The organism is Curtobacterium sp. MCSS17_016, from assembly GCF_003234255.2.
GTDB classification, from domain to species: Bacteria; Actinomycetota; Actinomycetes; order Actinomycetales; family Microbacteriaceae; genus Curtobacterium; species Curtobacterium flaccumfaciens.
In genome coordinates this window covers 2,339,921-2,363,482 of record NZ_CP126254.1, presented here as the reverse complement: position 1 = coordinate 2,363,482, position 23,562 = coordinate 2,339,921, and the positions used below count along the sequence as shown (strand labels likewise).

Here is a 23,562-nt window from a genome sequence, read left to right as displayed (position 1 = left end):
TCTCCGAAACCGCAGGGCAGCGCCGACCTGCGCCGGGAGCGCTGACCATGGCCACGACCAGCGGTGAGCACCACCCGCGGAACGGCACCCGGCGGGAAAGCCGCTGGGCCGTCCCGATCCGTCGGGTCTTCCCCTGGTGGTACCTCGGCGGTGCGGTTGCGACGATGGCGATCCTGATCGTGGTCGATCCCGGCGGCAGCCAGGCCACGGTGGCGTTCTGGGGGCCGATGATCGGGATCGCGATCCAGGACCGCGAGCGAGCTGCGCGTGCTCGGCTGGACCGCGGCCTCCCGGTCGACCGACGGTCGCTCCTGTCGCCTCCGTGGCTCGAACCGACCTGCGCGGTGTTGCTCACCGGCGTGGCCGTCGGACTCGGCATGCTCATCAACGCGCTCTTCGGGCACGGCACGTCCGTCACGACGTGGGTCGGTGCGGGGGTGTTCCTCGGGAGCGTCGCGTCCTTGGTCGGTCTCCTGCTGGTCCTGAGGAGCCGACGCCGCCGACGGTCGAGCGGTGCGGACGGCCAGCCGGACGACGTCAGCTGACGGGGCGCTCCGAGAGGAACCGCCCGGCTCGTCGGTACTGCACGGCCAGTTGCACGAGCCCGAGCACCACCGCGAACGACGCGACGAGCTCGATCAGCTTGATGGGCAGACTGTCCGTGCTCACCGCCGTCGAGGCGGCGAACAGCATCACGGCGCCGACGATCGGCAGGATCCCGAGCGTGGCTCGACGGTTCTGCACGGCCACCGCGACGACGATGTCCGCGTGCTCGTCGTCGATCGGCTCCTTGCCGGCGATCTGACGCCGCACCGACCGCTGCTCCGCGCGGGAGAGCGGGCTGCTCACCGATCGCCAGCGAGTGACGTAGTGACCGGAGCGGAAGGCCCACACGAAACCGACGATGCCGACGACCAGCCCGAGCAGCAACAGCAGGAGCTGGACGAGCAGCTGCACGCCATCGCGGCCACTCGCGTGGTTGCTCCCGGTGGCCGGCACCAGCACCAGTGCCAGGACCACCCCGACCGCCCACGACACCAGGACGAGTGCCCCCGCCCACACGAAGACGCGCGTCCGGCGACGGCGGAGCCCGTCGTCACTCTGGCCGTCGGCGAGCCGGGCGGCGGCTGCCCAACGCTCGGCTCCGGCTGGGTCGGTTGCGGGGCTGGTCATCGTTCGGGTCCTGACGTCGAGAGTCTCTCGACTCTACGGGTCACGGTCGGTGCGGGTCGCGCGCGCGACCCCGGAAGCGACTGGCGTCGGATCCGCAGGAGGGGATCGCCACCGACCCGCTTCGTTGTGATACTTGGACATGCTCGAGTTGGTGAGACCGCAGACGGCGTTGTACGAGGCGTGGGTCGAAGCGCATGCCGAGTGGGGGCCGGGTGTGCACGAGGACGGTTTCGGGATCACCGCGCACGACGACGTCGGCGACGAGGACGGGTTCCGCACCTGGGTCGGCCGACTGCACGCCAGACCCGGGGCCCTCTGGTGGATCGTCGAGGACGGCCGCGTCCTGGGCGGGATCGCACTCCGGGCGCCGGGAGACGCGGCCGGCGTGCAGCGGTTCGGCCACGTCGGGTACGGGATCCGCCCGTCGGCGAGGGGCCGAGGCGTGGCGACCTGGGCGCTGGGCCAGGTGCTCGCGCACGCGTCGCGCGTCGGGATCGACCCGGTGATCGCCGTCTGCCATGACGACAACGACGGCTCCATCGGGGTGCTGGAGCACTACGACGCCGTCCTGCTGTCGACCGAGCGCCGCGGTGGCGTGCGGCTGCGACGGTACGCGATCGCCAGATCGCACCGGAGGCCCGGATGACGGGGCCGGGGCGGGGGTGCGAGGCGTTCGGAGGACGGCCGCGACCAGCGAGGCGGACCCGCACCGGGCCTCCCGGTCGGCCGAGTCGGACTCGCGCCGGTAGGATCGATGACCATGGTCGAACTGGACTTCACCGAGCAGCTCTCCGCCCTTCGCGAGACCTTCGGCAACATCCGCTCGGTGGTCGACGTCGACCGCCTGCAGCGTGAGATCGCCGACCTCAGCGAGCAGGCCGGGGCCCAGGACCTCTGGGACGACGTCGACCACGCGCAGCAGGTGACGAGCGCGCTCTCGCACCGCCAGTCGGAGCTGAAGAAGATCACCGACACCGAGCAGCGCATCGACGACCTCGAGGTGCTGGTCGAGATGGCGAACGAGGGCGACGACCAGGAGTCCGCCGACGAAGCCCTCGCCGAGCTCAAGGCGATCCAGAAGATGATCGGCGACTTCGAGGTGCAGACGCTCCTCGACGGCGAGTACGACGACCGTCCGGCGGTCATCACGATCCGCGCCGGTGCGGGTGGCGTCGACGCGGCGGACTTCGCCGAGATGCTCCTCCGCATGTACCTCCGGTACGCCGAGCAGCACAACTACAAGACCACCGTGATGGACACCTCGTACGCCGAAGAAGCGGGCATCAAGTCCGCGACGTTCGAGATCGACGCCCCGCACGCGTTCGGCACACTGTCGGTCGAGGCCGGCACCCACCGCCTGGTGCGGATGTCGCCGTTCGGTGCCGCCGGCAAGCGCCAGACCTCCTTCGCCGCGGTCGAGGTCATCCCGCTCATGCCGGAGACCGCCGTCATCGACATCCCCGAGAACGACATCCGCGTCGACGTGTTCCGCTCGTCGGGCCCCGGCGGCCAGTCCGTCAACACGACCGACTCCGCGGTGCGCCTGACGCACATCCCGACCGGCACCGTCGTCTCGATGCAGAACGAGAAGTCGCAGATCCAGAACCGTGCGGCCGCCATGCGCGTGCTGCAGTCGCGCCTGCTCCTCCTGAAGAAGGAAGAGGAGAACGCGAAGAAGAAGGAACTCGCCGGCAACATCACGGCGAGCTGGGGCGACCAGATCCGCTCCTACGTCCTGGCGCCGTACCAGATGGTCAAGGACCTCCGGACGGAGCACGAGGTGAACAACCCCTCAGCCGTTTTCGACGGCGATCTGGACGGCTTCATCAACGCGGGCATCCGCTGGCGCAAGCAATCCGCTGCCGAGTAGGGGTTCCTGAGCCGCGCGCCTCGCTTGCTTTCCAAGCGGGGCGACCTACCCTGATCCGGTCATGATCAAATTCGACCAGGTCACCAAGGTCTACTCGGGCAACCCGAGTCCGGCGCTCGACAACCTCACCCTCGAGATCCTCAAGGGCGAGTTCGTGTTCCTCGTGGGCGCGTCCGGTTCCGGCAAGTCCAGCTTCCTGCGCCTCGTGCTCAAGGAGGAGAAGCCCACCAGCGGGCAGATCCACGTGCTCGGGCAGCGCCTCGGGTCCCTGGCATCGCGGAAGGTCCCGTACTTCCGCCGCAACCTCGGCGTGGTCTTCCAGGACTTCCGTCTGCTCCCGAACAAGAACGTGTTCGACAACGTCGCGTTCTCGCTGCAGGTCATCGGCAAGAGCAAGGGCTTCATCAGCGAGGCCGTGACCGACGTGCTGAAGCTCGTCGGGCTCGCCGGCAAGGCCACTCGCATGCCGCACGAACTCTCCGGTGGTGAGCAGCAGCGTGTGGCCATCGCCCGCGCCGTCGTGAACAAGCCGGCGATCCTGCTGGCCGACGAGCCCACCGGAAACCTGGACCCCACGACGTCCGCCGGCATCATGGCGCTCCTCGAACGCATCAACCAGGGAGGCACCACCGTGCTGATGGCGACGCACGACGCCAGCATCGTGAACCAGATGCAGCGTCGGGTCATCGAGCTCTCGAACGGCACCGTCCTGCGCGACGAACAGTCCGGCGGCTACCAGACCCAGGCCGTCCCGATCCAGCGAGGCACCGTGTCCAACACCACCGGCATCCAGACGATCCCGGGGCTCATCCGATGAGGCTCGGGCTCGTCATGTCCGAGGTCGGCTCGGGCCTGCGGCGCAATGCGTCGATGGTCGTCTCCGTCGTCCTCGTGACCTTCATCTCCCTGACCTTCGTCGGCACGGCGATCCTGCTCCAGATGCAGATCAACCAGATGAAGGGGTACTGGTACGACCGGGCGCAGGTCGCCGTCTACCTGTGCACCGACACCGACACCACGGGCAACTGCACCGGCGCGAAGGCCACCGCGGACCAGCGCGAGCAGGTCCAGGCGCAGCTCGACTCGTCGACGCTCAAGCCGTACATCGAGAAGACCTACTACGAGAACCAGGACCAGGCCTTCACCCGGTTCAAGGAGCAGTTCAAGGACTCGGCCGCGACGGAGTTCGTCAAGCCGGAGTACCTGAACGAGACCTTCTGGGTGAACCTGAAGAACCCGTCGCAGGCAGACGTCCTGGTCGAGAGCCTGTCGAAGGTCGCCGGCGTGCAGAGCGTCGTCGATCAACGCGGGTACCTGCAGCCGATCTTCAACCTGCTCAACGCCTCGTCGTACACGGCGATCGGCATCGCGGCGCTCATGCTCGTGGCGGCGGTGCTGCTCATCGCGACGACGATCCGTCTGTCGGCGTTCAGTCGACGGCGAGAGCTCGGCATCATGCGGCTCGTCGGTGCGTCGAACCGGTTCATCCAGACACCGTTCGTGCTCGAGGGGGTGATCGCCGCTGCCATCGGAGCCGTCCTGGCCGGTGGCGCGATCACCGCCGTGGTCTGGTTCTTTGTCCGGAACTTCCTGGCGGAGCGCTTCACCGGCACGGCGTTCATCGGCATGGGGGACGCTGCCATCGTGGTCCCCGCGGTGATCGTGATCGGGGTGCTCCTCGCCGCGGCGTCGGCGTCGATCGCCATCCGCCGGTACCTGAAGGTCTGACGTACACAGCATCCGCGAGCGGGCGGCGCGCCGGGAAGGTGCGCCGCCCGCTTCGTGTTGAGTAGTCTGTAGGGCTGCGCGGAGCCACCCGAGCAGCGCACTGCACCGGTCACCATCGAGAGGAGTCGTCATGGCGAAGGAACGCGGGGAGAAGATCGTCGCGACGAACCGTCGCGCCCGGCACGACTACCTCATCGAGGACACGTACGAAGCGGGCATGGTCCTGTCCGGCACCGAGGTGAAGTCCCTGCGGATGGGGCGCGCGTCCCTGGTCGACGGGTACGCCTACATCGACGGTGGCGAAGCGTGGATCGACGCCGTGCACATCCCGGAGTACACCGAGGGCACCTGGAACAACCACTCGCCGCGGCGGAAGCGCAAGCTGCTCCTGCACAAGCAGCAGATCGTGAAGATCTCGCACAAGACGGCGCAGGGCGGCTACACCCTCGTGCCGCTGCAGATCTACTTCCACGACGGTCGGGCCAAGATCGAGATCGCCGTCGCGAAGGGCAAGCGCGAGTTCGACAAGCGCCAGGCCCTGCGCGAGAAGACCGACAAGCGTGAGGCCGAGCGGGCCATGCGCACCCGGAACCGCGTCGGAGAGTAGCGCCGACGCACCTCCTCGGCTAGACTGAGGGACTGCTCCGACAGGGGCATTGGCAACTCAACAGCGTGACAGCGGCTCGCACGTCCGGCCCGCATGGGGATGATCGGTTTCGACATTGCCTGTGTGCCGACGGGAAGCGGGCCGAGGACCCACGGTTATCTCGTAAACGATCCGTGGAAAACAACAAGTGCCAATTCCAAGCGCACTGACTTCGCTCTCGCTGCGTAAGCAGCCCAGCACATGAAGTCCGTCGGCCAGGTGACCGTCTTCTAACCTGATCCCGACGTCATCCAGAGGACTTGCTGCACGGTTGCGCCTCAGGGCCGTGCGGGACTTGCACTGAGACTGGGCCCGTCGTCCTAGAAGCCGGTAGCAAAGGACGGGGCCGAGCAGAACGAACTATCCGGATACGCCCGTAGAAGACGTCGAATTGCAGCGATGGACGGGGGTTCGATTCCCCCCATCTCCACCATTCGCCGAACGACGACCGCTGTCACGCTGCGCCACCCGAACGCCCCGGCACCGTCCCCTGGACAGTGCCGGGGCGTTCGCTGTTCCGCCACGTCCGAGGACTACGCTCCGGAGCAGGCGCGCAGAACACGCTCGCGTCGAACCCGAACGAGAGGTCAGCACGTGGTGCAGGAGATCGCGATCCGTGTCCGTCTGCGGGAGCAGGAACGAGTGGTGCTCAGCGAGTACGAGCGGATCGTGGGCTCCGTCGCCACGGTCGCCGCCCTCGCCGCATGGCTGCCGAACCCCGACACCCGCCTGGTCGTTCGCGGCCGCGGCGCGGAGCCGGTTCGCCTCGAGACCGTCACCTACGGCTCGGTGGTCGAGATGCTCGTCGTGCTCGACCAGCGCTCCGCCGGGGTCGAACGTGCCGCCGCAGCCATCGCCGCGCTCATCGAGTCGGTCCGGCACGAGCACGTCGCCGACGACGTCTCCGGGGTCGCCGGGGAACTCGATCGGCTCGACCGCGCTGCCCCGCGCGGACGCTCCGCCGTGGAACGCGCCCTGCGCACGTTCCTCGAGGGGGCACGGTCCGACGTCCTCGAGCGCAAGACGACCACCCGGGTCCGGACCGCGCAGGCGCTGCTCCGACTCGCCGAGGCGGACGCGGTCCTGACGGTGGAGCGGGTCGCCGACGCCCTGGCACCGGTGCTCGAGGAGCACGCGGTCGACGTCGAGCTGGACACCGGCTCGGCCGTGGTCGTCGAGCCGATCGACGGGGTGGAGTCGCCGGAGACCGAGGCCGCGTCCGACGACGCCGACGCCTCGCAGGCGGAGCCGGAGGCCGTGTCGGCCGTCCTGCCGCTGCCGACGGGTGCGAGCAAGGCGAAGTCGAAGAAGGACGACGGCAAGAAGAAGTCCAAGAAGGACGACGACGGCAAGAAGAAGTCGAAGAAGGACGACGACGCGAAGAAGAAGTCCAAGAAGGACGACGACGCGAAGAAGAAGTCGAAGAAGGACGACGACGGCAAGAAGAAGTCGAAGAAGGACGACGACGCGAAGAAGAAGTCCAAGAAGAAGAAGTAGCTCGCAGCCGCTCCCGCTAGAAGTCGAACAGGTTCGCCCGGATCCCTCCGGCGCCGTACTCCCGTCGCAGGAGCCCACGGCGCCGGAGCACGGGCACCAGGTCGCCGAACATCCGGTGGATCTGCGCCGGGTGCAGGTCGCCCGAGAAGATGATCCCGTCGTTGTCGGCGTCGCTGCCGAGCTCCTCGATGAAGTCCGCGAACTCGTCGGCGGTCCCCACGAACCCCGAGCGTGACGCGATCCGCCCCTGCCGCGCCTTGCGGGTGAGCAGCTCCCGCAGCGGTGCGTCCGGGGTGTCCCCGAGCAGCCCGCGGATCGTGCCGGCCGAGACGTGCTCACCGAAGGTCCCGTCGGGCACCGGGGCATCCAGGTCGAGCGCGAGCAGGTCGGTCTCGGAGTCGCTCGACCACGCGATCGCCGCCGCACGCAGCGCGTCGTCGGAGGGGTGCTCGGACGCCGCGACGATGCGGTCGGCCTCTTCCGGTGAGGACACGATCACGGGCTTCAGCACGAACAGGATCCGCAGGTCCGCGGTGGACCGCCCTGCGGCCTCGGCTGCCGCGATCACCCGGGCTCGGTACTCCGTCACCGCGACGGCGGACAGCGGCGCGAGTGCGAGCTGCACGTCCGAGTGGGTGCCGGCGAACGCGAGCCCTCGGCCCGAGCCACCGGGTGAGACGACCACGGGGTCCGACGCCAGCGGCAGCGCGTTGAGCGGACCGTCGGCGGTGAAGTGGGCGCCCTCGTGGTGGAACGCGTCGAGCGCGTCGCCGTCCGCGAAGTGCCACGAGTCCGGTGCGCCGACGTACGCGTCGCCCCACGAGTGCCAGAGCCGGCGGAGCAGCGTGATCCACTCCTCGGCGCGGTCGTACGCCTGGTCGTGCGGCAGCGGCGGCAGGCCGGCGTGGCGTGCGCTGCCGACGTCGGTGACGACGTTGATGCCGAGACGGTCCGAGGACAGGTGCGCCAGGGTCGCGAACTGCCGTGCCGCCAGGTACGGCGGGGTGATGCCCGCGTTGACGGTCGGCGCGATGCCGATGTGCGAGGTCGCGGCGAACAGGTACGGGGCGAGCAGCAGCGGGTCGTGCTTCGGGCCGCCGTACGCCTGCCGGATGCGCAGGTCGAGGGTGGCGGGGGAGCCGAGCGAGACGGCGTCCTCGGCGATGACCAGGTCCATGCCGGCCTGCTCGAGCGTCCGGACGGACTGCTGGTACAGCTCCGGCTTCGTCCAGTCGTGGCCCCAGTCCCAGTCGGACCGTCCCCACGCCTGCGGGCCGAAGCCGCGTGAGAAGAAGTACCCGAAGTGCTGCAGCTCGGCCATTCAGTGCTCCTGCCGGTCGAGGGACGGCCCACCGGCGGCCGTGCGCTGCGCGTCGGACGCTCCACGTGCCTCCAGGCCGGCGGCGGCATCTGCGGACCGGACCGCCGCGAGCCCGCGTTCCAGGTCGCGGAGCAGGTCCGCGACGTCCTCGATGCCGACCGACAGCCGGATCAGGCCGTCGTCGATGCCCTGCTCGGCTCGCTCCTCCGGCGTGCGGCCGGCGTGCGTGGTGGTCGCCGGGTGCAGGATCAGCGAGCGGACGTCGCCCAGGTGGGTCATCCGGCTGAACAGCTGCACGGCGTCGATGAACGCCCGCGCGGCGGCTTCGCCACCGGCGAGCGTGAAGGCGAAGACGGACCCGGCCCCGCGGGGCAGGTAGCGCTGGGCGAGGTCGTGGAACGGACTGGAGGCCAGGCCCGCGTGGTCGACGCTCGTCACCTCCGGCTGCTGGTCCAGCCAGGACGCGACGGCCAGCGCGTTCGCGCAGTGGCGTTCCACCCGCAGTGACAGCGTCTCGATGCCCTGGCGGAGCAGGAACGCGTTGAACGGGGACGGCGCCGGGCCGATGCGTGCGGCGACGACGTCGCGGGCGAACACGGCGAAGGCCCGGTTGCCGTACCGGTCGACGTAGCTCTCGCCGCCGAGGGACCGCTCGGGGCTGGTCAGGTGGGTCCAGCGCTCGGGGGCGGCGGACCAGTCGAAGCGGCCGCCGTCGACGACCACGCCGCCGAGTCCGGCTCCGTGCCCGGAGAGGAACTTCGACGCCGAGTGCACGACGATGTCCGCACCGTGCTCGACCGGGCGCACCAGGTACGGCGTGGCGAGGGTGTTGTCGACGATCAGCGGGACGCCGGCGCGGTGTGCGGTCTCGGCGACGCCGGTGATGTCGAGGACGTCGTTCTTCGGGTTCGGGATCGTCTCGGCGAAGAACGCCTTCGTGTTCGGTCGGACCGCGGCGGCCCAGGCGTCGAGGTCGCGGGCATCGGTGACGAAGTCGACCTCGATGCCGAGCCGGCCGAGGTTCTGCAGCAGCAGCCCGCGCGTGCCCTCGTAGATGCTCCGGGCGCTGACGACGTGGTCGCCGGCCTGCAGCAGGCCGAGGAACGCCACGGTCGCCGCCGCCTGACCGCTGCCGACCAGGATCGCCTGGACACCGCGTTCGAGCAGCGCCACGCGACGCTCGACGTCGGCGTTCGTGGGGTTGCCGAGGCGCGTGTAGGTGTAGCCGTCGTCGGTGTCGGCGAAGCGGTCGCGGGCCTGGTCGAAGTCGTCGAACAGGAACCCGGAGGACATGTGGATCGCGGGGACCCGGGCGCCGTGCCCGGCGTCGGGCACGAAGCCGCCGTGTACCTGCTCGGTCGCGAAGCCGTGGTCGTCGGTCGCCATGGGACACCTCCGGGGGTCGTCTGGCGGTAGCCTCGCAGCCGCTCGGCGCGGACAGGCGATTGCGGCCCCCGGTTACGCGCGCACAGCCTCAGACGAGCGCGCGGACCCCGGCGACGACGGTGTCCCAGACCTGGAGCAGCGGCTCGCGCGCCAGCCACACGGCGACGGCGTTCACGGCGACGAACAGCACGAACCACAGGGACGCCGGCACCCGCATCTCGGCCGCGGCGATGTGGAAGTCGGTCTGCACCCGGGCGCCGGTGACGATCCAGCGACCGACCTGCACCACCGAGCGCAGGCCGTCGACGACGAAGAACGCCCCGACGGCGGCGACCACCAGGACGGTCGCCTCGGACGGGCGGACGGCCACCCACAGGGCGAGCGCGTCGAAGCCGAGCACGACGAGCAGGCCGAACCAGTTCCGGACGAACGCCAGCGCGACGAGCCCGATGACCGCGAGCACCACCACGGGCAGCCAGCGGGAGCCGTGCAGCACCCCCGTCACCAGGAGCACGCCCGCCCACAGGGGTGCGCTGTACCCGGCGTACAGGTTCAGGATCCGGACGAGCCACCGGATGCCTCCGGGCACCCGGCCGAGCTGGACCCAGGCCTCGCCGGACCCGTCCGGGTGCAGCTCGATCCGCTGGATCCGCCCGCCGAACGGCACGACGACGATCGCGTGCCCGACCTCGTGCGCGATGGTCGCGGCGATGCGGGCCACGCGGCCGACGAACGGCACGAACGGCAGGACGGCGCCGACGAGGAGCGCGACGAAGACGAGGGGCGGGGCTGCGGTGGTCAAGTGACCAGCATCGCAGCCCCGCCCAGGAAGACCCTGCGGGATCGGCGTCAGGAGAGCCCGGGCATCGTCAGCACCACCGTGACCAGGACCACGGTGCCGGCGATCGCCAGGGCGGTGAGGACGGCGAGGAAGACCGTCAGGCGGTTCACGCGTCGGCGCCCGGCTATTCGACCGTCACCGACTTCGCCAGGTTCCGGGGTTTGTCGACGTCGCACCCGAGCTGCAGGGCGAGTTCGCGGGCCAGCATCTGCAGCGGCACGACGGCCTCGAGCGGACCCCACGGCGCGGTCATCGCGCCCCAGGCCAGGTCGCCGGTGCCACGGCGGCCGAGCGCGGGGATGTCCGCCGACTCGCCGCCGATCGTGATGACGAAGCCACCGCGTGCGCGGACCTCGGCGATCGCCGACTGGATCTTCGGCTCACCGTGGTCGATGACGACCACCGGGGTGCCGTCGTCCACCAGCGCGAGCGGCCCGTGCTTGAGTTCGCCGGCGGGGTAGGCCTCGGCCCAGCGGTAGCTGAGCTCCTTGAGCTTCAGGGCGCCCTCGGCGGCGTACGGCAGTCCGGCACCGCGGCCGAGGAACAGGAAGCCGGTCGCCTCCTTGACGCTCGACACCAGCAGCGGCATCCGCTCGGCGGACACCCGCGCGGCGTGCTCGATCCGTGCCGGCAGGTCGAGCAGTTCGTCGACGAGCACCTGCGCGCGGGACGGTTCGATGCGGCCGGAGGCGACCATCGCGGAGATCATCGCCGCGACCCCGACGACGACCTGCGCCGTGAACGTCTTCGTGGCGGCGACCCCGATCTCCGGGCCGGCGTGGCAGTCGAGCACGGCGTCGGCCCGTCGGGCGAGCGAGGAGTGCATGTTGTTCGTCAGCGCGAGCACCGGGTGACGGTCCTCGAACCGGTCCAGGGCCCGGAGCACGTCAGCCGTCTCACCGGACTGGCTGATCGCGACGACCAGGGTGCCCGGACCGAGCACGGCCTGGTCGGCCTCGCTCGCGACGACGATGTCGGTCGGCACCCCGCCGATGCCGCGCAGTGCGGTCGCGATCACCTGACCCGCGTTCAGCGACGTGCCGCAGGCGACGATCGCCAGCCGGTGGAAGCCGGCCAGGCCGAGGCCCACCCACATGCTGCCGTCGGCGGTGCGGCGGGCCACCCGGTCCAGGATCGTCGCGACGACGCCGGCCTGCTCGTCGATCTCCTTCGCCATGTGGTCGGTGTGGTCCCCGAGGTCGAGTGCGGCGGCGGCGAACGGGGACGGCGTGGGGAACGGCACGGGCACCGTGATGCCGTCGGACGACCAGGTCCAGGCCTCACCGAGCTCGACGACGTCGCCGTCGCGCAGCGCCACGAACGTCTCGCACCACTCGGCGATCGCGCCGATGTCGCTCGCCACGAAGTCACCGCGGCCGGAGCGGGCGACGACGAGCGGCGAACGGTCGGCCGCCACGACCATCCGGCCGTCCCGGGCGTCCAGGACCACGATCGCCCACGAGCCCTCGAGCTGCGCCGTCGCGATCTGCACCGCGAGCATCAGGTCCGGGTCGACCGCCAGGGCCCGCTCGACCAGGTGCGCGATGACCTCGGAGTCGACGTCCGACCGGAAGCGGTGGCCCTGCGCCTCGAGCGTCTGCCGCAGCCGGTCCGCGTTCTCGACGATGCCGTTGTGCACGATCGAGATCCGGCCGGTGCAGTCGGCGTGCGGGTGCGCGTTCGCCTCGCGCACGGCACCGTGCGTGGCCCAGCGGGTGTGGCCGATGCCGACACCGGTGAACGCGTCACCGGAGCGTGCAGCGACGAGCGTGCGCAGGTCGCCGACGCGGGAGACCGAGCGGATCGTCTCGGTGCGGCCGACGGCCGTCCGGACGGCGATGCCGGCGGAGTCGTACCCGCGGTACTCGAGTCGTTCGAGTCCGTCGAGCAGGTAGGGGGTCGCGTCGTCAGACACGCGGGCCGCGATGATGCCGCACATCGGCTGTCCCTTCGGGGGAACGAGGGTGGGTGGAACGGGGAGGTGGGACTGGTGCGGCACCGACCGCCGTCGGGTCTGCCGCGCGTCCGGGGCCTCCCGGCCCGGGAACCGACGCCCGTCCTCGGATCAGGCGAGGACGGACGTCGGTGTCGTTGGGCCGAGGGGTTCGGGTACCGGACTCAGGTACCGCGGGCTGGCCCCCGGGGGAGGGGCACGGCGGTCGGTGCAGGAGAAGCCTCACCCGCCGCCGACCACACGGCAACACCCGTCGGACGCTCTTGCGGTTCCCCGCGTGCGGGGGCACACCGCGCTGCGGTCGCGTGCGGACTCCCGCAAGCGCGCGCAGACGGGAGGCCCGGTACCAGCTGGTACCGGGCCTCCCGTCCGTCCTGTGGTGCGTCTCCTACGTGAGGAGCGCGACCAGGTGCGATCGCGACCGCGCGCCGACCTTGCGGTAGATCTGCGTGAGCCGCAGCTCCACCGTGCGCTGCGACATGAACAGCGACGAGGCGATCTCGCGGTTGCGGTAGCCCTCGGTGACCTTCTGCACCACCGCACGCTCCTCGGCGGTCAGTGACGTGAGCACCGCCGACGCGTCGGGGGCGCTGCGCGGCGTCCCGGGGAACGCCGGCGAGAGCACCGGTGCAGACCGGACCGACGACGAGCCCGTGCCGAACTGCGGCATCGCCGCAGCCGGCGCCGGCGTCACCAGCGGTCGACGCAGGCCGGCCGCCTCGTACGCCGCTGCGGCCGCCGCACCGAGGCGCGGACGCTCCGCCGGGTTGCCGACCGCGGCCAGCGCCGCGAACGTGCGAGCCCGCTCGTACTGCGAGTCGTGCGGCTGGAACAGTTCCAGCGCACGGCGCCGGGCCGGCTCGCGGGTGGTGTCGTCGGCGACGAGCGCGAGGCTCCGCGCCAGCACCAGGGCACCCCAGCGCCCCGGACGGGCGTGGTGGTCCGCCGCCAGGCGGGCCGTGATCGTCCGCGCGTCGTCGATCCGTCCGAGGCGCACGTACGCCTCGACCAGGTCGCCGAGGTGCCGGAGCACCGCGGGGTTCCGGAGCGACCGACCGATGGCGTCGGCGGCCTCGAGCGCGGTGGCTGCCTCGTCGAGTCGACCGTCGAGCAGCAGGACCTTGCCGCGGAGCGCGTGCAGCTTCGCCGTCGCACCCCAGAGCCGACTCGTCGAACGGTGCTCGAGGCACCGGTCCACGACGTCGAGCGCCTCGGCGGAACGGCCCTCGGCGAAGTGCCGCCACGCGACGGCGATCGCCCGGGAGGGCTCACGCAACCGCTCGGCGACGGACGAACCGGACTCCCACACGTCGATCGCGCGGAGCGCCTGCCGGAAGTTGCCGGAGCGCACCTCGTTCTCGGACGTCAGGTAGCGGGCCGCCTCGGTCCACACCGCCGCGGTCTCCTGCCCCCGGGCGAGCACGAGTGCGAACACCCGTCGCGCGCTCCGGTAGCGCTCGCCGATGCTCAGCGCGTGGGCGAGGAGCAGCAGGGCCGGGTCGGACATCGCCACGAGCTCCGACGTCGCGAGCCCGTCGTGCAGCTCGGTGTCGGGCGGCAGCACGCCGTCCACGGCGGCGATGAGCTCCCGCGCGGTCGTCGCGATCTCGAGGGTGTGCGCGGACGCCGACCCCTCGAGCGGTTCGATCCGGTGCAGCAGGTCCTTGGCCTGGTCGAGCTCCCACGCCTCGGCACGGAAGCAGGCCACCATGGCCATCAGCCCGGCGACGGCGTCCACCTCGGCCGGGTCGGTCGCGTCGACGGGGACGAGCAGCTCGTCCGCGTGCACGGCGTCACCGCTGAGGTACTCGGCCGAGTACTGCAGCCGGAGCCGGCGGACCTCGTTCGGCGTCGTCCGGAACGGACGGAGCGCCGCGAGGTACCGCGCGGCGAAGCCGAGCAGGCGCTTGCCGAGCATGGCCTCCGCGACCCCGAGGAGCGCGACGTGCTCGTCCTCGGTCCCGCCACCGATGTGCAGGGCACGTTCGGTCAGTGCGATCGCGGCGTGCACGTTGCCGTCCACGACGTACGACCGTGCGGCCCGGAGCAGCGCGACCACGTCGGGGACGTCGTCGACGAAGCTCCGGTGCCACGCGGCCGACCGCGGGTCGTTCTCCGCGCTCGCCGTGGCCAGCTCGGCGTGTGCCGCGCGACGGTCACGGGCGGGCATCCGCCAGTAGAGCGCGGAACGCACGAGCGGGTGCCGGACGGTGACGCTCTGCCCGCGGACGGTCGCGAGACCGGCCCCGACCAGGTCGTCCAGCTCGTCCCGGTCCCACGCCGTGGTCTTCGCGACGGGCACCAGGGCGAGCTTCGCGAGGACGTCCAGATCGCGTCCCGCGGCGGGCCCGAGTGCGAGTGCCGCGATGGCCTCGGTCGTCGGAGTGGGTCGGAGCGGGAGCACGATCGGCTCCGCGCCGGTGAGCTGCTCCCGGGTGAGCACCGCGAGCTGTTCGCGGAGCGCGCCGGGGTTGCCACCGGTCTCCTCGGCGAGGACGGCGAGGACGCCGTCGTTCGCCTCGGCCGGTGCCATGGCCCGGGCGAGGACCAGGGCCTCGTCCGAGGGCAGTGGTTCGATGCGCAGGGTCGGCAGGGCCGCGAGCGGACCGTCCGACGGCACCGAGCGGACCGTCGCCACGACACGCAGGGCGGTGCCCGCGAGTCGTCCGGCGAGGAACGCGATGAGTTCCTGGCTCTCCGAGTCCATCCGATCGAGGTCGTCGATGAGGACGAGCGTCGGCGGAAGGGTCAGGGCGTGCACGGCGTCGAGGAAGTCGTGCGCCGCCGCCAGCCCGGCCGTCACGGCGGCCGCGGTCCCGCCGGCCTGCAGCAGGTGGGCGATGTGTGCGGTCGCTCGAGGGTCGTCGAGCGCGGTGAACAGGGAGGTCACCCCGGCCAGAGGCCAGCGGGATTCACTCCCGTTGACACCGACCCGGACGACGGGGAGGGAAACGCGGTTCGAGACCGCGTCGAGGACGCTGCTGCGTCCGGAACCAGGGTCGCCGACCACGACCATCGCGGACTCCCGTGGGAGCACTGCGAGGGTCGCGATCCGGTCGACCTCGAGACGTCGACCGGTGAGTGCCATGACTCACCGGCCTCCGGGTCCGGAGGCGGATGCTGCGAGGAGGGCGTCGGCGAACACGGGGGTCGCTGCGACGGGGCGCACGGAGGCGGACCGGACTGCTGCACGGCGGGTGACCGTGACGGAGTGCGGACGAGCGGCGGCGACTGAGCGCGCGCCGGAACTGTCGTGGATTGGATGCGGTCGACGAGTGTGGGTGCACTCGGTTCCGCTCGGGAACGATGATGTCATCGTCTGTATCACCCCTCGGGTTAGGGTCTTCGGACGAACACGACCGGTCTGTTCCGCCGTCCGGATCTAGGGAATCCGAGAGCGTCACGTGACCTGCCGTCTGGAGCACGATAACTCAGGTACCGGCCCGCCGAGCGGACTCCGGCTCGCAGATGTCCAGAACGGTGCCCCCAGTACGGGGGGCCACGAGGGGGGTGTGGCACCCGCCCTCTGCACCCCGATCCGGGTCCGTCTGACGGAACCGGGGTACAGCTCTGTCCGGACCTCGTTCGTCGTCGCAGGTGTAGCCAGGACGGGATGTCCAACGCTGAACCGACCGACGCCCGCCTCGATGACCGCACCCGGTGGCGCGCCTTCGCCGTGTGCGTCGCGGTGGCGGCCCTGACGATCCTCGACCTGTCCAAGGTGAACGTCGGGCTGCCCTCGATCGAGCAGTCCCTCGGAGCCACCAGCTCGTCGCTCCAGCTCATCGTGGCGGGGTACGCGCTGGCGTTCGGCCTCGCCCTGGTGCCCGCGGGTCGGCTCGGGGACCTGAAGAGCCGGCGCGTCATGTTCATCGTGGGGCTCAGTGCGTTCACCGGATCGAGCCTGCTGTGCGCCGTCGCACCGAACATCGAGGTCCTGATCGTCACGCGGATCCTGCAGGGCTTCGCCGCCGGGATCCAGATGCCCCAGGTCATCGGACTGGTGCAGCAGCTGTTCCGCGGACCGGAGCGGGGTCGCGCGTTCGGGCTGTTCGGGGCGATGATCGGCATCTCCACCGCCCTCGGGCCGACCATCGGCGGTGGCCTCATCGCGATCGGCGGCGAGGAGTCCGGCTGGCGGCTGCTGTTCTGGATGAACGTGCCCCTCGGGATCGCCGCACTGCTCTTCGCCGTCCGCCTGCTGCCGAAGGGTGCCCAGGGGAAAGCGCAGGACCGTGAACTGGACGTCGTCGGCATCCTGCTGCTCGGTGCGGCGATCATCACCCTGATGCTGCCGTTCGTGCTGACCAGCGGCGGCGGTGGTTCCGCCACCCGCTGGTTCTGGCTCGTCGGCTTCGCGGTGTTCCTCGCGCTGTTCGTGCTCTGGGAGCAGCGGTTCAAGCGGCAGGGCAAGTCGCCCGTGGTGCACTTCGAGCTCTTCCGGCTGTCGTCGTACCGCAACGGTCTGTCGATCGTGGCGGTCTACTTCGCGGCGCTGCCGGCGTCGTTCCTCATGGTGACGCTGTACCTGCAGGAGGGCCTCGGGCTCTCGCCCCTGTTCGCGGGCATGGTGAGCATCCCCTTCGCCGCGACGAGTGCCGTCGGCTCGTACATCGGCGGACGGATCGTCGACCGGGTCGGGCGGGCGCTGGTCGTCGCCGGGCTCGGGATGGTCGTCGTCGGCTTCCTGCTGCTCATGGTCGCCGCCGTCGCCACCCCGCCGGAGGTCACCCCGTGGGCGATGGCGGGCGCGTTCCTGGTGGGCGGACTCGGTGGCGGGTTCGTGGTGTCGCCGAACCAGACCCTGACCCTGGCCGAGATCCCCGTCGAGCAGTCCGGGGTGGCGGGGTCGATGCAGCAGCTCGGGCAGCGTGTTGGTACCGCGATCGGCACCGCGGTCGCGACGAGCATCTTCTACGGGATCGTGCGGAGCGAGGCGGCGGGCTCGGGTTCCGGTGGCTCCGGCGCTCGTCTCGACGCGTACCACGACGCGTTCCGCAGCGGCACGACGTTCACGGTGTCGCTGATGGCGCTGGCGCTCGTGCTGGCCGGTGCGGACCTGGTGGCGCGTCGTCGGGCGGCGCGGCGGTCGGACGGGGACTCCGAGCACGCTGGCGCGGCCGCGGGGTCCGAGCGCACCGGGGCGAACGGATCCGCCGAGCGGACCGAGGCGCCGGGGTCCACCGAGCGGGGCTGACCTGCCCGCCGAGCGTGCCTAGGAGTCGCGGCGGATGACCTCGACGACGGCGTCGTGCACCAGGCCGTTCGAGGCGAGCGCGCTGCCGTGCCACGGCCCGGGATCGCCGTCGAGCGAGGTGAAGCGGCCGCCAGCCTCTTCGACGATCGGGACGAGGGCCGCGATGTCCCACGGCTTCAGGTCCGGTTCGCCGGCGACGTCGAGGACACCCTCGGCCACCATCATGTACGACCACATGTCGCCGTAGGCCCGGGTCCGCCAGACCCGGCGCGACAGGTCGACGAGCGGCTCGAGGCGGTCGTCGTCGTCCCACTGCTGGATGCTGTTGTAGCTCAGGCTCACGTCGGCGAGCTCGGACACCCCGGAGACCCGGAGCGGTCCGTCCAGCGAGAACGCGCCGGAGCCCTCGGCCGCCCACCAGCGCTTGCCGAGGGCGGGAGCGCTCACGACGCCGAGCACCGGGCGGCCGTCGACCGCGAGCGCGATGAGGGTCGCCCACACCGGCACGCCGCGCAGGTAGTTGGCGGTGCCGTCGATCGGGTCGACCACCCACTGGCGGTGTCCTTCGCTGACGGCCTCGGCCCCGGTGTCCGCCGTCGTCTCCTCACCGAGGAACGCGTCGTCCGGTCGCTCGGCGGCGAGTCGCTCGCGCAGGGCGCGTTCGACGGCCTGGTCGGCGTCGGTGACGTGCGTACTGTCGGCCTTCTTCGTCACGTGCAGGTCGGCGGCACGGAAGCGCTCGAGGCTGATCGCGTCGGCGGTGTCGGCGAGGGAGCGGGCGAAGTCCAGGTCGGCGCTGAGGTCCACGTCGCCCAACCTACCGTCGCTACGCGGCGACGACCTCCTCTTCCTCGAGCCGGGTGACCTCGCGCTCCCGGGCGATGCGGGTCCGGCGGGCGACGAGCCCGTGCACGACGCCGCAGAGCAGGAGCGCGGCGGCCAGCCAGAGGGCGAGCACCAGCGACGACCGGCCGAGCGACGCGTCCGGGAAGTACTGCAGGTCCTGAGCGGCCTGCAGCCACGCGGCACCGCTCCAGAAGGTGTGCAGGGCGGCGAAGAACCCGGGCTGGAACGCCGGCTGGAAGATCCCGCCGGACGACGTGAAGTTCAGCATCACGAAGAGCATCGTGAGGATCGGGGTGGTCCACCGTCCGAGCACGGGGTGCAGCCCGACGCCGAGCGCGACGATGATCGCGTCGTAGAGCCAGGCGAACAGGAACACCTGCCAGTGGTGGGTGGTGATGACGCCGTAGATCGGTCCGGCGACGATCACACCGATGCCGGCGACGACCCCCGCGGTGGCGAGCCCGATGACCGCGGTCCACACAGCGCGGAGCTTCGTCGCGACCGAGGCCACGGCGATCGCTGACGCGTACCCGCCGACGCTCAGGGCCACGAGCAGGAAGAACAGCCCCTGGCCGGTGGTGTCCTGGTCGCCCGTGGGCACGACGTCGACGACCCGGAACGGCACGTGCTGGTCGTAGGCGATCGGCAGGAACACCTTCTGCGCGGCGCTCGCGGTCGTCTCCGACGCGGCGGTCGAGACGTAGAGCGTGGCACCCGTCGCCGTCGGCGCGTACACGGCGGCGAGGTCGCGGTCGCGGACCTGCTGCTCGGCCGCCTTCGTCGAGGCGACCACGCGGGCCACGAGGGCCCCGTCGGACTGGTCGGTCACGGTCTGGGCGAACACCTGGGTGGCCGCACCCTGGCCGACGATGCCGACGGGCAGTTCCTGCGGTGCCGGGGCGTGGAAGGCGCCGAGGTACGCCAGGCCCATGCCGGCGGCCAGGAACAGCGGCACGAGGATGTGCGAGGCGAACGTCCGCAGCACGCGACCGAGGCCGGCGGGGCGCAGGACGCTGTCGGACCGCTGCGGCTTCGGGGCTCGTGGGGACTTGTGGGTGGGGGAGTGGTGCGCGTGCGACGTCGTCGTCGTGCTCGGGGACGGGGCGTCGACAGCGGGGGTCGGCGCAAAGTTGTACTTTGCAACTTCAGACACGACCGCAACTGTACAACCCCGATGCGCGCTTGTCGACGCCGGCCCGGTGCCGAGGCATCGTCCCGTGCGAGGTTGCCCACTCCGTGCGAGGCCCGCGAGCCCGCACGGAGTGCACGACCTCGCACCGTTCGTGCGCCCCTCGCACCGTGCGAGGTCTGCACGGTGCGAGGGGGCGCGGGAACCGGAGCGGTCACGACTCACCGCGCGCCGGCGCTCGAGTGGTCACGAACTGTCGGATGCCGCGTCGCCAGTCGACAGTTCGTGACCGCTCGGCGCACACACCGCGGGGTGTTGTGACCAGCCGCCGACCGCCGAGCCGCCGACCGGCACCACCCCGGCGCGTTACTCGGAACCGGGGTCGGACGCGCCCATGCCGGTCAGCAGCGCCCGGAACGAGTCGAGCCGCTCGACGCCGGTCGGCCCGAGCTCCCCGTCCTGCACCCGGTCGACGATCTCCCAGTCGTGCGCCTGCGCCAGCGGGATGCCGTCCCGCGCGGGCCGCACCGGCACGGCGTGCGACGCGAACGCCCGGAACACGTTCGCGGGGTCGACGTGCCCCAGGCCGAACGACCGCACACCCGGCGTGTCGATGATCCACCCGCCGTCACGGACCTGCAGCGCGATCGACGACGACGACGTGTGCCGCCCCCGACCGGTCACGGAGTTCACGACCCCGATCGCCCGCGTCGAGCCGGTCAGGGCGTTCACCAGCGTCGACTTGCCGACGCCGGAGTGCCCGACGGTCACGGTCACCTTGTCGTCGAGCAGCTCGTGCAGCGCCTCGAACGGGACGTCGTCCGATCGGCTCGTCACGATCCGAAGATCCAGGCACGCGAAGTGCGCCAGGAACGCAGCCGGGTCGGCGAGGTCGGTCTTCGTGATGCAGAGGATCGGGTCGAGGCCGGCGTCGAACGCGGCCACCAGGTACCGGTCGATCAGGCGGGTGCGTGGCTCGGGGTCGGCGGCGGCCACCACGATGAGCATCTGGTCGGCGTTCGCCACGATGACACGCTCGACCTCGTCCGAGTCGTCGGCACTCCGTCGCAGCAGGGTGGTGCGCTCGGCGACCTTCACGATGCGTGCCAGCGAGCCGGGATCACCGGAGACGTCCCCGACGAGCGACACGTGGTCGCCCGTGACGACGGACTTCTTGCCGAGCTCGCGGGCCTTCGTCGCGGTGATGACGTGGTCGTCGATCAGCACGCCGAACCGTCCGCGGTCGACGTTCGTCACCCAGCCGACGGGGGCGTCGTCGTACGTCGGCCGGGTCTTCGTGCGCGGTCGGTTGCCCTTCGGGTTCGGACGCACCCGGACGCTCGACTCGTCGTACTGCCCGTACGGCTCGTCCGCGTCGGAGTCGTCACCGTCGGCGTCGTCCCACCAGCTCATGCGTCAGTCCCCACTCACCGGTGCAGCGGCCACCGAGGACGCCACGAGCGCGGCCCACAGCTCCGGGAACTGCGGCAGCGTCTTCGCGGTCGACCCGATGTCGTCGACGGCGACGCCGTCGACGACGAGGCCCACGATCGCCCCCGCGGTCGCCATCCGGTGGTCGTCGTACGCGCCCCAGGCGCTGCCGTGGAGCGGCGCCGGCTCGATCCGCAGGCCGTCGTCGAGTTCGTGCACCGCGCCTCCAGACCGGTTGAGGTCCGCCGCCAGCGCGGCCAGGCGGTCCGTCTCGTGCCCCCGCAGGTGACCGATGCCGGTGATCTCGCTCGGGCCGTCCGCCAGCGCGGCCAGCGCGACGAGCGCCGGGGCGAGTTCGCCGCCGCGGCTCAGGTCGAGTTCGAGACCCGGCAAGGAGGCCCCACCCCGGATCCCGACGCCGCCGTCGACGACCAGGTCGTCACCGTCACGGGCCACGCGCGCCCCCCACAGGGGCAGGAGCGTCTCGAGGTCGGCACCGACCTGCGTCGTCTCGGTGGGCCAGGTGCGGATGCGGACCATGCCGCCGGCGACGAGCGCGGCGACGGCGAACGGCGCCGCGTTCGACAGGTCGGGCTCGATCGTGACGTCACGCGCGCCGATCGGGCCCGGGTGCACGACCCACTCGCCGACCGACGGCTCGTCGACGCGGACGCCGCGGGCTCGGAGCGCCGCGACGGTCATCTCAATGTGCGGCATGCTCGGCAGGCGTTCGCCCACGTGGGTGAGGTGCAGGCCCTCGTCGAAGCGGGGCGCCGACAGCAGCAGCCCGGAGACGAACTGCGAGGACGCCGACGCGTCGATCGTCAGGGCCCCACCGCGGACCGAGCCGGTGCCGGTGAACGAGAACGGCATCGACCCGCCGCCGTCGTCCGTGACGTCGACACCGAGGTCCACGAGTCCCTGCACGATGGCGTGCATCGGCCGCTTACGGGCGTAGGGGTCGCCGTCGACCATGACGGGCCCGACGGCCAGGGCGGCGAGCGGCGGCAGGAAGCGCATCACGGTGCCGGCCAGCCCGCAGTCCAGGCGGACGTCGCCGTGCATCGGGGCGGGCGTGATCCGGAGGTCCGGGCCGTAGGGGTTCGGGGCGGTGCCGGCCGCCGGCTCGAGCTCCTCGATGCCGACGCCGAGCGCACGGAGGCCCGCGATCATCAGCGCCGAGTCACGGGAGTGCAGCGGGAGCCGGATCGTCGAGGGGCCGTCCGCGAGGGCCGCGAGCACGAGCCCCCGGTTCGTCAGCGACTTCGACCCGGGCAGCGCGACGTCGCCGCGCAGCGGACCCCCTGCGACCGGGGCGATCCAGGGGTCGGCGGGCTGGGCCCCGCTGTGGGAATGCGTCGTGTCTGCCATCGGTTCACCAGGGTACTGAACGCACCGGGAGGATCAGTGGCGACAGCAACACTCGAACGAGAGCGGACCGGCACGGCAACCGTGCTGACCGCGGTGCCGACGACGCTCGGCACGCTCGGCCTAGACTTGGCGGCGATGACGACCGACGAACCGCAGGCAGCTCCGCACCACCTGGTCGACGAGACCGAGGTGCAGCTCGACGCCGTCGAAGAGGAGCACGAAGCCCTCGACGACGCCGCAGACGAGCCGGTGGACGCGAAGACCGTCTCCGAGGGTGAGCTGCGGTCCCTGTTCGAGGACCAGGCGCTGCCCTTCATGGACCAGCTCTACGGTGCGGCGATGCGGATGACCCGCAACCCGGCCGACGCGTCGGACCTGGTGCAGGAGACGTTCGTCAAGGCCTTCGCCGCGTTCCGCCAGTTCAAGCAGGGCACGAACCTGAAGGCCTGGCTGTACCGGATCCTCACGAACACGTTCATCAACACGTACCGCAAGAACCAGCGGAACCCGTACCAGGGCACCATCGACGAGCTCGAGGACTGGCAGCTCGGCGGCGCGGAGAGCGTCACCCAGTCGATCTCCGCCCGGTCCGCCGAGGCCGACGCGATCGACCACCTGCCGTCCTCCGCCGTGAAGGACGCTCTGCAGGCCATCCCGGAGGACTTCCGGATGGCCGTGTACTTCGCCGATGTCGAAGGCTTCTCGTACCAGGAGATCGCCGACATCATGAAGACCCCCGTGGGGACGGTCATGAGCCGCCTCCACCGTGGCCGCCGGCTCCTCCGTGGGCTCCTGGCGGACCACGCCCGTGAGACCGGCATCGTCCCGGACGCAGCGTCGACGGCGACGATGCGTGGACGGGGACGAGGCGCGGCACAGACGACGAAGGCAACCGCGGCCACGGGCCGCACCGGACGGAAGGACGCACGATGAGCGGCTGCGACTGCTCGAAGGCGAAGGCCGAGCTCGAGGAGTTCCTGCACGACGAGCTCCGCCATGAGGACGCCGCGGACATCCGCGAGCACATGGACGGCTGCGAGGACTGCCAGACCGAGCACCGCGTCGGCGTCGTGCTCATGGAGACCGTCCGCCGTGCCTGCAAGGAGACCGCTCCCGACCAGCTGCGCAGCGAGATCCTCGCGCGCATCCGGGTGGAGCAGGCCACGCACTGA

At 71.3% G+C, this 23,562-nt stretch carries 20 protein-coding genes and 1 other RNA gene; 11 read left to right on the top strand and 10 right to left on the bottom strand.

Going from position 1 to position 23,562, the window contains the following annotated elements; translation table 11 throughout:
- The first annotated feature begins 47 nt into the window (after nt 1-47).
- Entirely contained in the window at nt 48-545 is a 498-nt protein-coding gene (locus tag DEJ19_RS11155) for a hypothetical protein (RefSeq protein WP_111233045.1), read from the top strand.
- Here the strand turns inward: DEJ19_RS11155 and DEJ19_RS11150 are convergent.
- Nucleotides 538-1,173, bottom strand: a complete 636-nt coding sequence (locus DEJ19_RS11150) for a hypothetical protein (protein ID WP_111233044.1) — start codon at nt 1,171-1,173, stop codon at nt 538-540. The genes DEJ19_RS11155 and DEJ19_RS11150 overlap by 8 nt on opposite strands.
- Before the next feature lie 151 nt (nt 1,174-1,324).
- Between DEJ19_RS11150 and DEJ19_RS11145 the strand changes: the two genes are divergently transcribed.
- The 7 genes from DEJ19_RS11145 to DEJ19_RS11115 all read left to right on the top strand — a co-directional run bounded on the left by DEJ19_RS11145 (nt 1,325) and on the right by DEJ19_RS11115 (nt 6,914).
- Nucleotides 1,325-1,819, top strand: coding sequence for a GNAT family N-acetyltransferase (locus DEJ19_RS11145; RefSeq protein WP_220035308.1), 495 nt, complete (start codon nt 1,325-1,327; stop codon nt 1,817-1,819).
- Between the two features lie 114 nt (nt 1,820-1,933).
- Nucleotides 1,934-3,043: a peptide chain release factor 2 gene (gene prfB, locus DEJ19_RS11140; protein ID WP_110863996.1), complete on the top strand. Its 1,110-nt coding sequence runs from the start codon at nt 1,934-1,936 to the stop codon at nt 3,041-3,043.
- Between the two features lie 61 nt (nt 3,044-3,104).
- Nucleotides 3,105-3,860, top strand: coding sequence for a cell division ATP-binding protein FtsE (gene ftsE, locus DEJ19_RS11135; RefSeq protein ID WP_017888215.1), 756 nt, complete (start codon nt 3,105-3,107; stop codon nt 3,858-3,860).
- On the top strand, nt 3,857-4,771 hold the full coding sequence (gene ftsX / locus DEJ19_RS11130) for a permease-like cell division protein FtsX (RefSeq protein WP_027465852.1): 915 nt from the start codon (nt 3,857-3,859) through the stop codon (nt 4,769-4,771). Before ftsE ends, ftsX begins: the two co-directional genes overlap by 4 nt.
- Nucleotides 4,772-4,901: 130 nt before the next feature.
- The gene (smpB, locus tag DEJ19_RS11125) at nt 4,902-5,378 is read left to right on the top strand and encodes an SsrA-binding protein SmpB (RefSeq protein ID WP_027465851.1); all 477 of its coding nucleotides are present in this window, start codon (nt 4,902-4,904) and stop codon (nt 5,376-5,378) included.
- A gap of 95 nt (nt 5,379-5,473) precedes the next feature.
- Nucleotides 5,474-5,850: a transfer-messenger RNA gene (ssrA, locus tag DEJ19_RS11120) on the top strand.
- A gap of 161 nt (nt 5,851-6,011) precedes the next feature.
- Nucleotides 6,012-6,914 (top strand): hypothetical protein, encoded by a 903-nt coding sequence (locus tag DEJ19_RS11115; protein WP_111233043.1) that lies wholly within the window; start codon nt 6,012-6,014, stop codon nt 6,912-6,914.
- Between the two features lie 16 nt (nt 6,915-6,930).
- On the opposite strand, the gene DEJ19_RS11110 is transcribed toward DEJ19_RS11115, so the two are convergent.
- From DEJ19_RS11110 to DEJ19_RS11090, 5 genes are all read right to left on the bottom strand, one after another.
- The gene (locus DEJ19_RS11110; protein ID WP_111233042.1) at nt 6,931-8,235 is read right to left on the bottom strand and encodes an LLM class flavin-dependent oxidoreductase; all 1,305 of its coding nucleotides are present in this window, start codon (nt 8,233-8,235) and stop codon (nt 6,931-6,933) included.
- Complete coding sequence (locus DEJ19_RS11105) at nt 8,236-9,621, bottom strand: O-acetylhomoserine aminocarboxypropyltransferase/cysteine synthase family protein (RefSeq protein WP_111233041.1); 1,386 nt, start codon at nt 9,619-9,621, stop codon at nt 8,236-8,238.
- Nucleotides 9,622-9,709: 88 nt separating this feature from the next.
- Nucleotides 9,710-10,423, bottom strand: coding sequence for a M50 family metallopeptidase (locus DEJ19_RS11100; protein ID WP_181438148.1), 714 nt, complete (start codon nt 10,421-10,423; stop codon nt 9,710-9,712).
- A 163-nt stretch (nt 10,424-10,586) separates the two neighbouring features.
- Nucleotides 10,587-12,401: a glutamine--fructose-6-phosphate transaminase (isomerizing) gene (gene glmS / locus DEJ19_RS11095; RefSeq protein ID WP_111233039.1), complete on the bottom strand. Its 1,815-nt coding sequence runs from the start codon at nt 12,399-12,401 to the stop codon at nt 10,587-10,589.
- A 403-nt stretch (nt 12,402-12,804) separates the two neighbouring features.
- Nucleotides 12,805-15,504 carry a helix-turn-helix transcriptional regulator gene (locus DEJ19_RS11090; protein WP_111233038.1) on the bottom strand — a complete coding sequence of 900 codons (2,700 nt, stop codon included), beginning with the start codon at nt 15,502-15,504 and terminating at the stop codon, nt 12,805-12,807.
- Nucleotides 15,505-16,029: 525 nt separating this feature from the next.
- Between DEJ19_RS11090 and DEJ19_RS11085 the strand changes: the two genes are divergently transcribed.
- Nucleotides 16,030-17,613 carry an MFS transporter gene (locus DEJ19_RS11085; protein WP_258377380.1) on the top strand — a complete coding sequence of 528 codons (1,584 nt, stop codon included), beginning with the start codon at nt 16,030-16,032 and terminating at the stop codon, nt 17,611-17,613.
- 18 nt (nt 17,614-17,631) lie between these two features.
- On the opposite strand, the gene DEJ19_RS11080 is transcribed toward DEJ19_RS11085, so the two are convergent.
- The 4 genes from DEJ19_RS11080 to aroA all read right to left on the bottom strand — a co-directional run bounded on the left by DEJ19_RS11080 (nt 17,632) and on the right by aroA (nt 22,390).
- A complete protein-coding gene (locus tag DEJ19_RS11080) occupies nt 17,632-18,420 on the bottom strand; it encodes an inositol monophosphatase family protein (protein WP_084741405.1) in 789 nt (262 codons plus the stop codon).
- Between the two features lie 19 nt (nt 18,421-18,439).
- Entirely contained in the window at nt 18,440-19,612 is a 1,173-nt protein-coding gene (locus tag DEJ19_RS11075; RefSeq protein ID WP_146250644.1) for an ABC-2 transporter permease, read from the bottom strand.
- A gap of 342 nt (nt 19,613-19,954) precedes the next feature.
- Nucleotides 19,955-21,001, bottom strand: coding sequence for a ribosome small subunit-dependent GTPase A (gene rsgA / locus DEJ19_RS11070; protein ID WP_111033366.1), 1,047 nt, complete (start codon nt 20,999-21,001; stop codon nt 19,955-19,957).
- Nucleotides 21,002-21,004: 3 nt separating this feature from the next.
- Nucleotides 21,005-22,390, bottom strand: a complete 1,386-nt coding sequence (gene aroA / locus DEJ19_RS11065; RefSeq protein ID WP_111233036.1) for a 3-phosphoshikimate 1-carboxyvinyltransferase — start codon at nt 22,388-22,390, stop codon at nt 21,005-21,007.
- Nucleotides 22,391-22,471: 81 nt separating this feature from the next.
- On the opposite strand from aroA, the gene DEJ19_RS11060 reads away from it, so the two are divergent.
- Entirely contained in the window at nt 22,472-23,323 is an 852-nt protein-coding gene (locus DEJ19_RS11060) for a sigma-70 family RNA polymerase sigma factor (RefSeq protein ID WP_110864006.1), read from the top strand.
- Nucleotides 23,320-23,562 (top strand): zf-HC2 domain-containing protein, encoded by a 243-nt coding sequence (locus DEJ19_RS11055; protein ID WP_027465838.1) that lies wholly within the window; start codon nt 23,320-23,322, stop codon nt 23,560-23,562. Before DEJ19_RS11060 ends, DEJ19_RS11055 begins: the two co-directional genes overlap by 4 nt.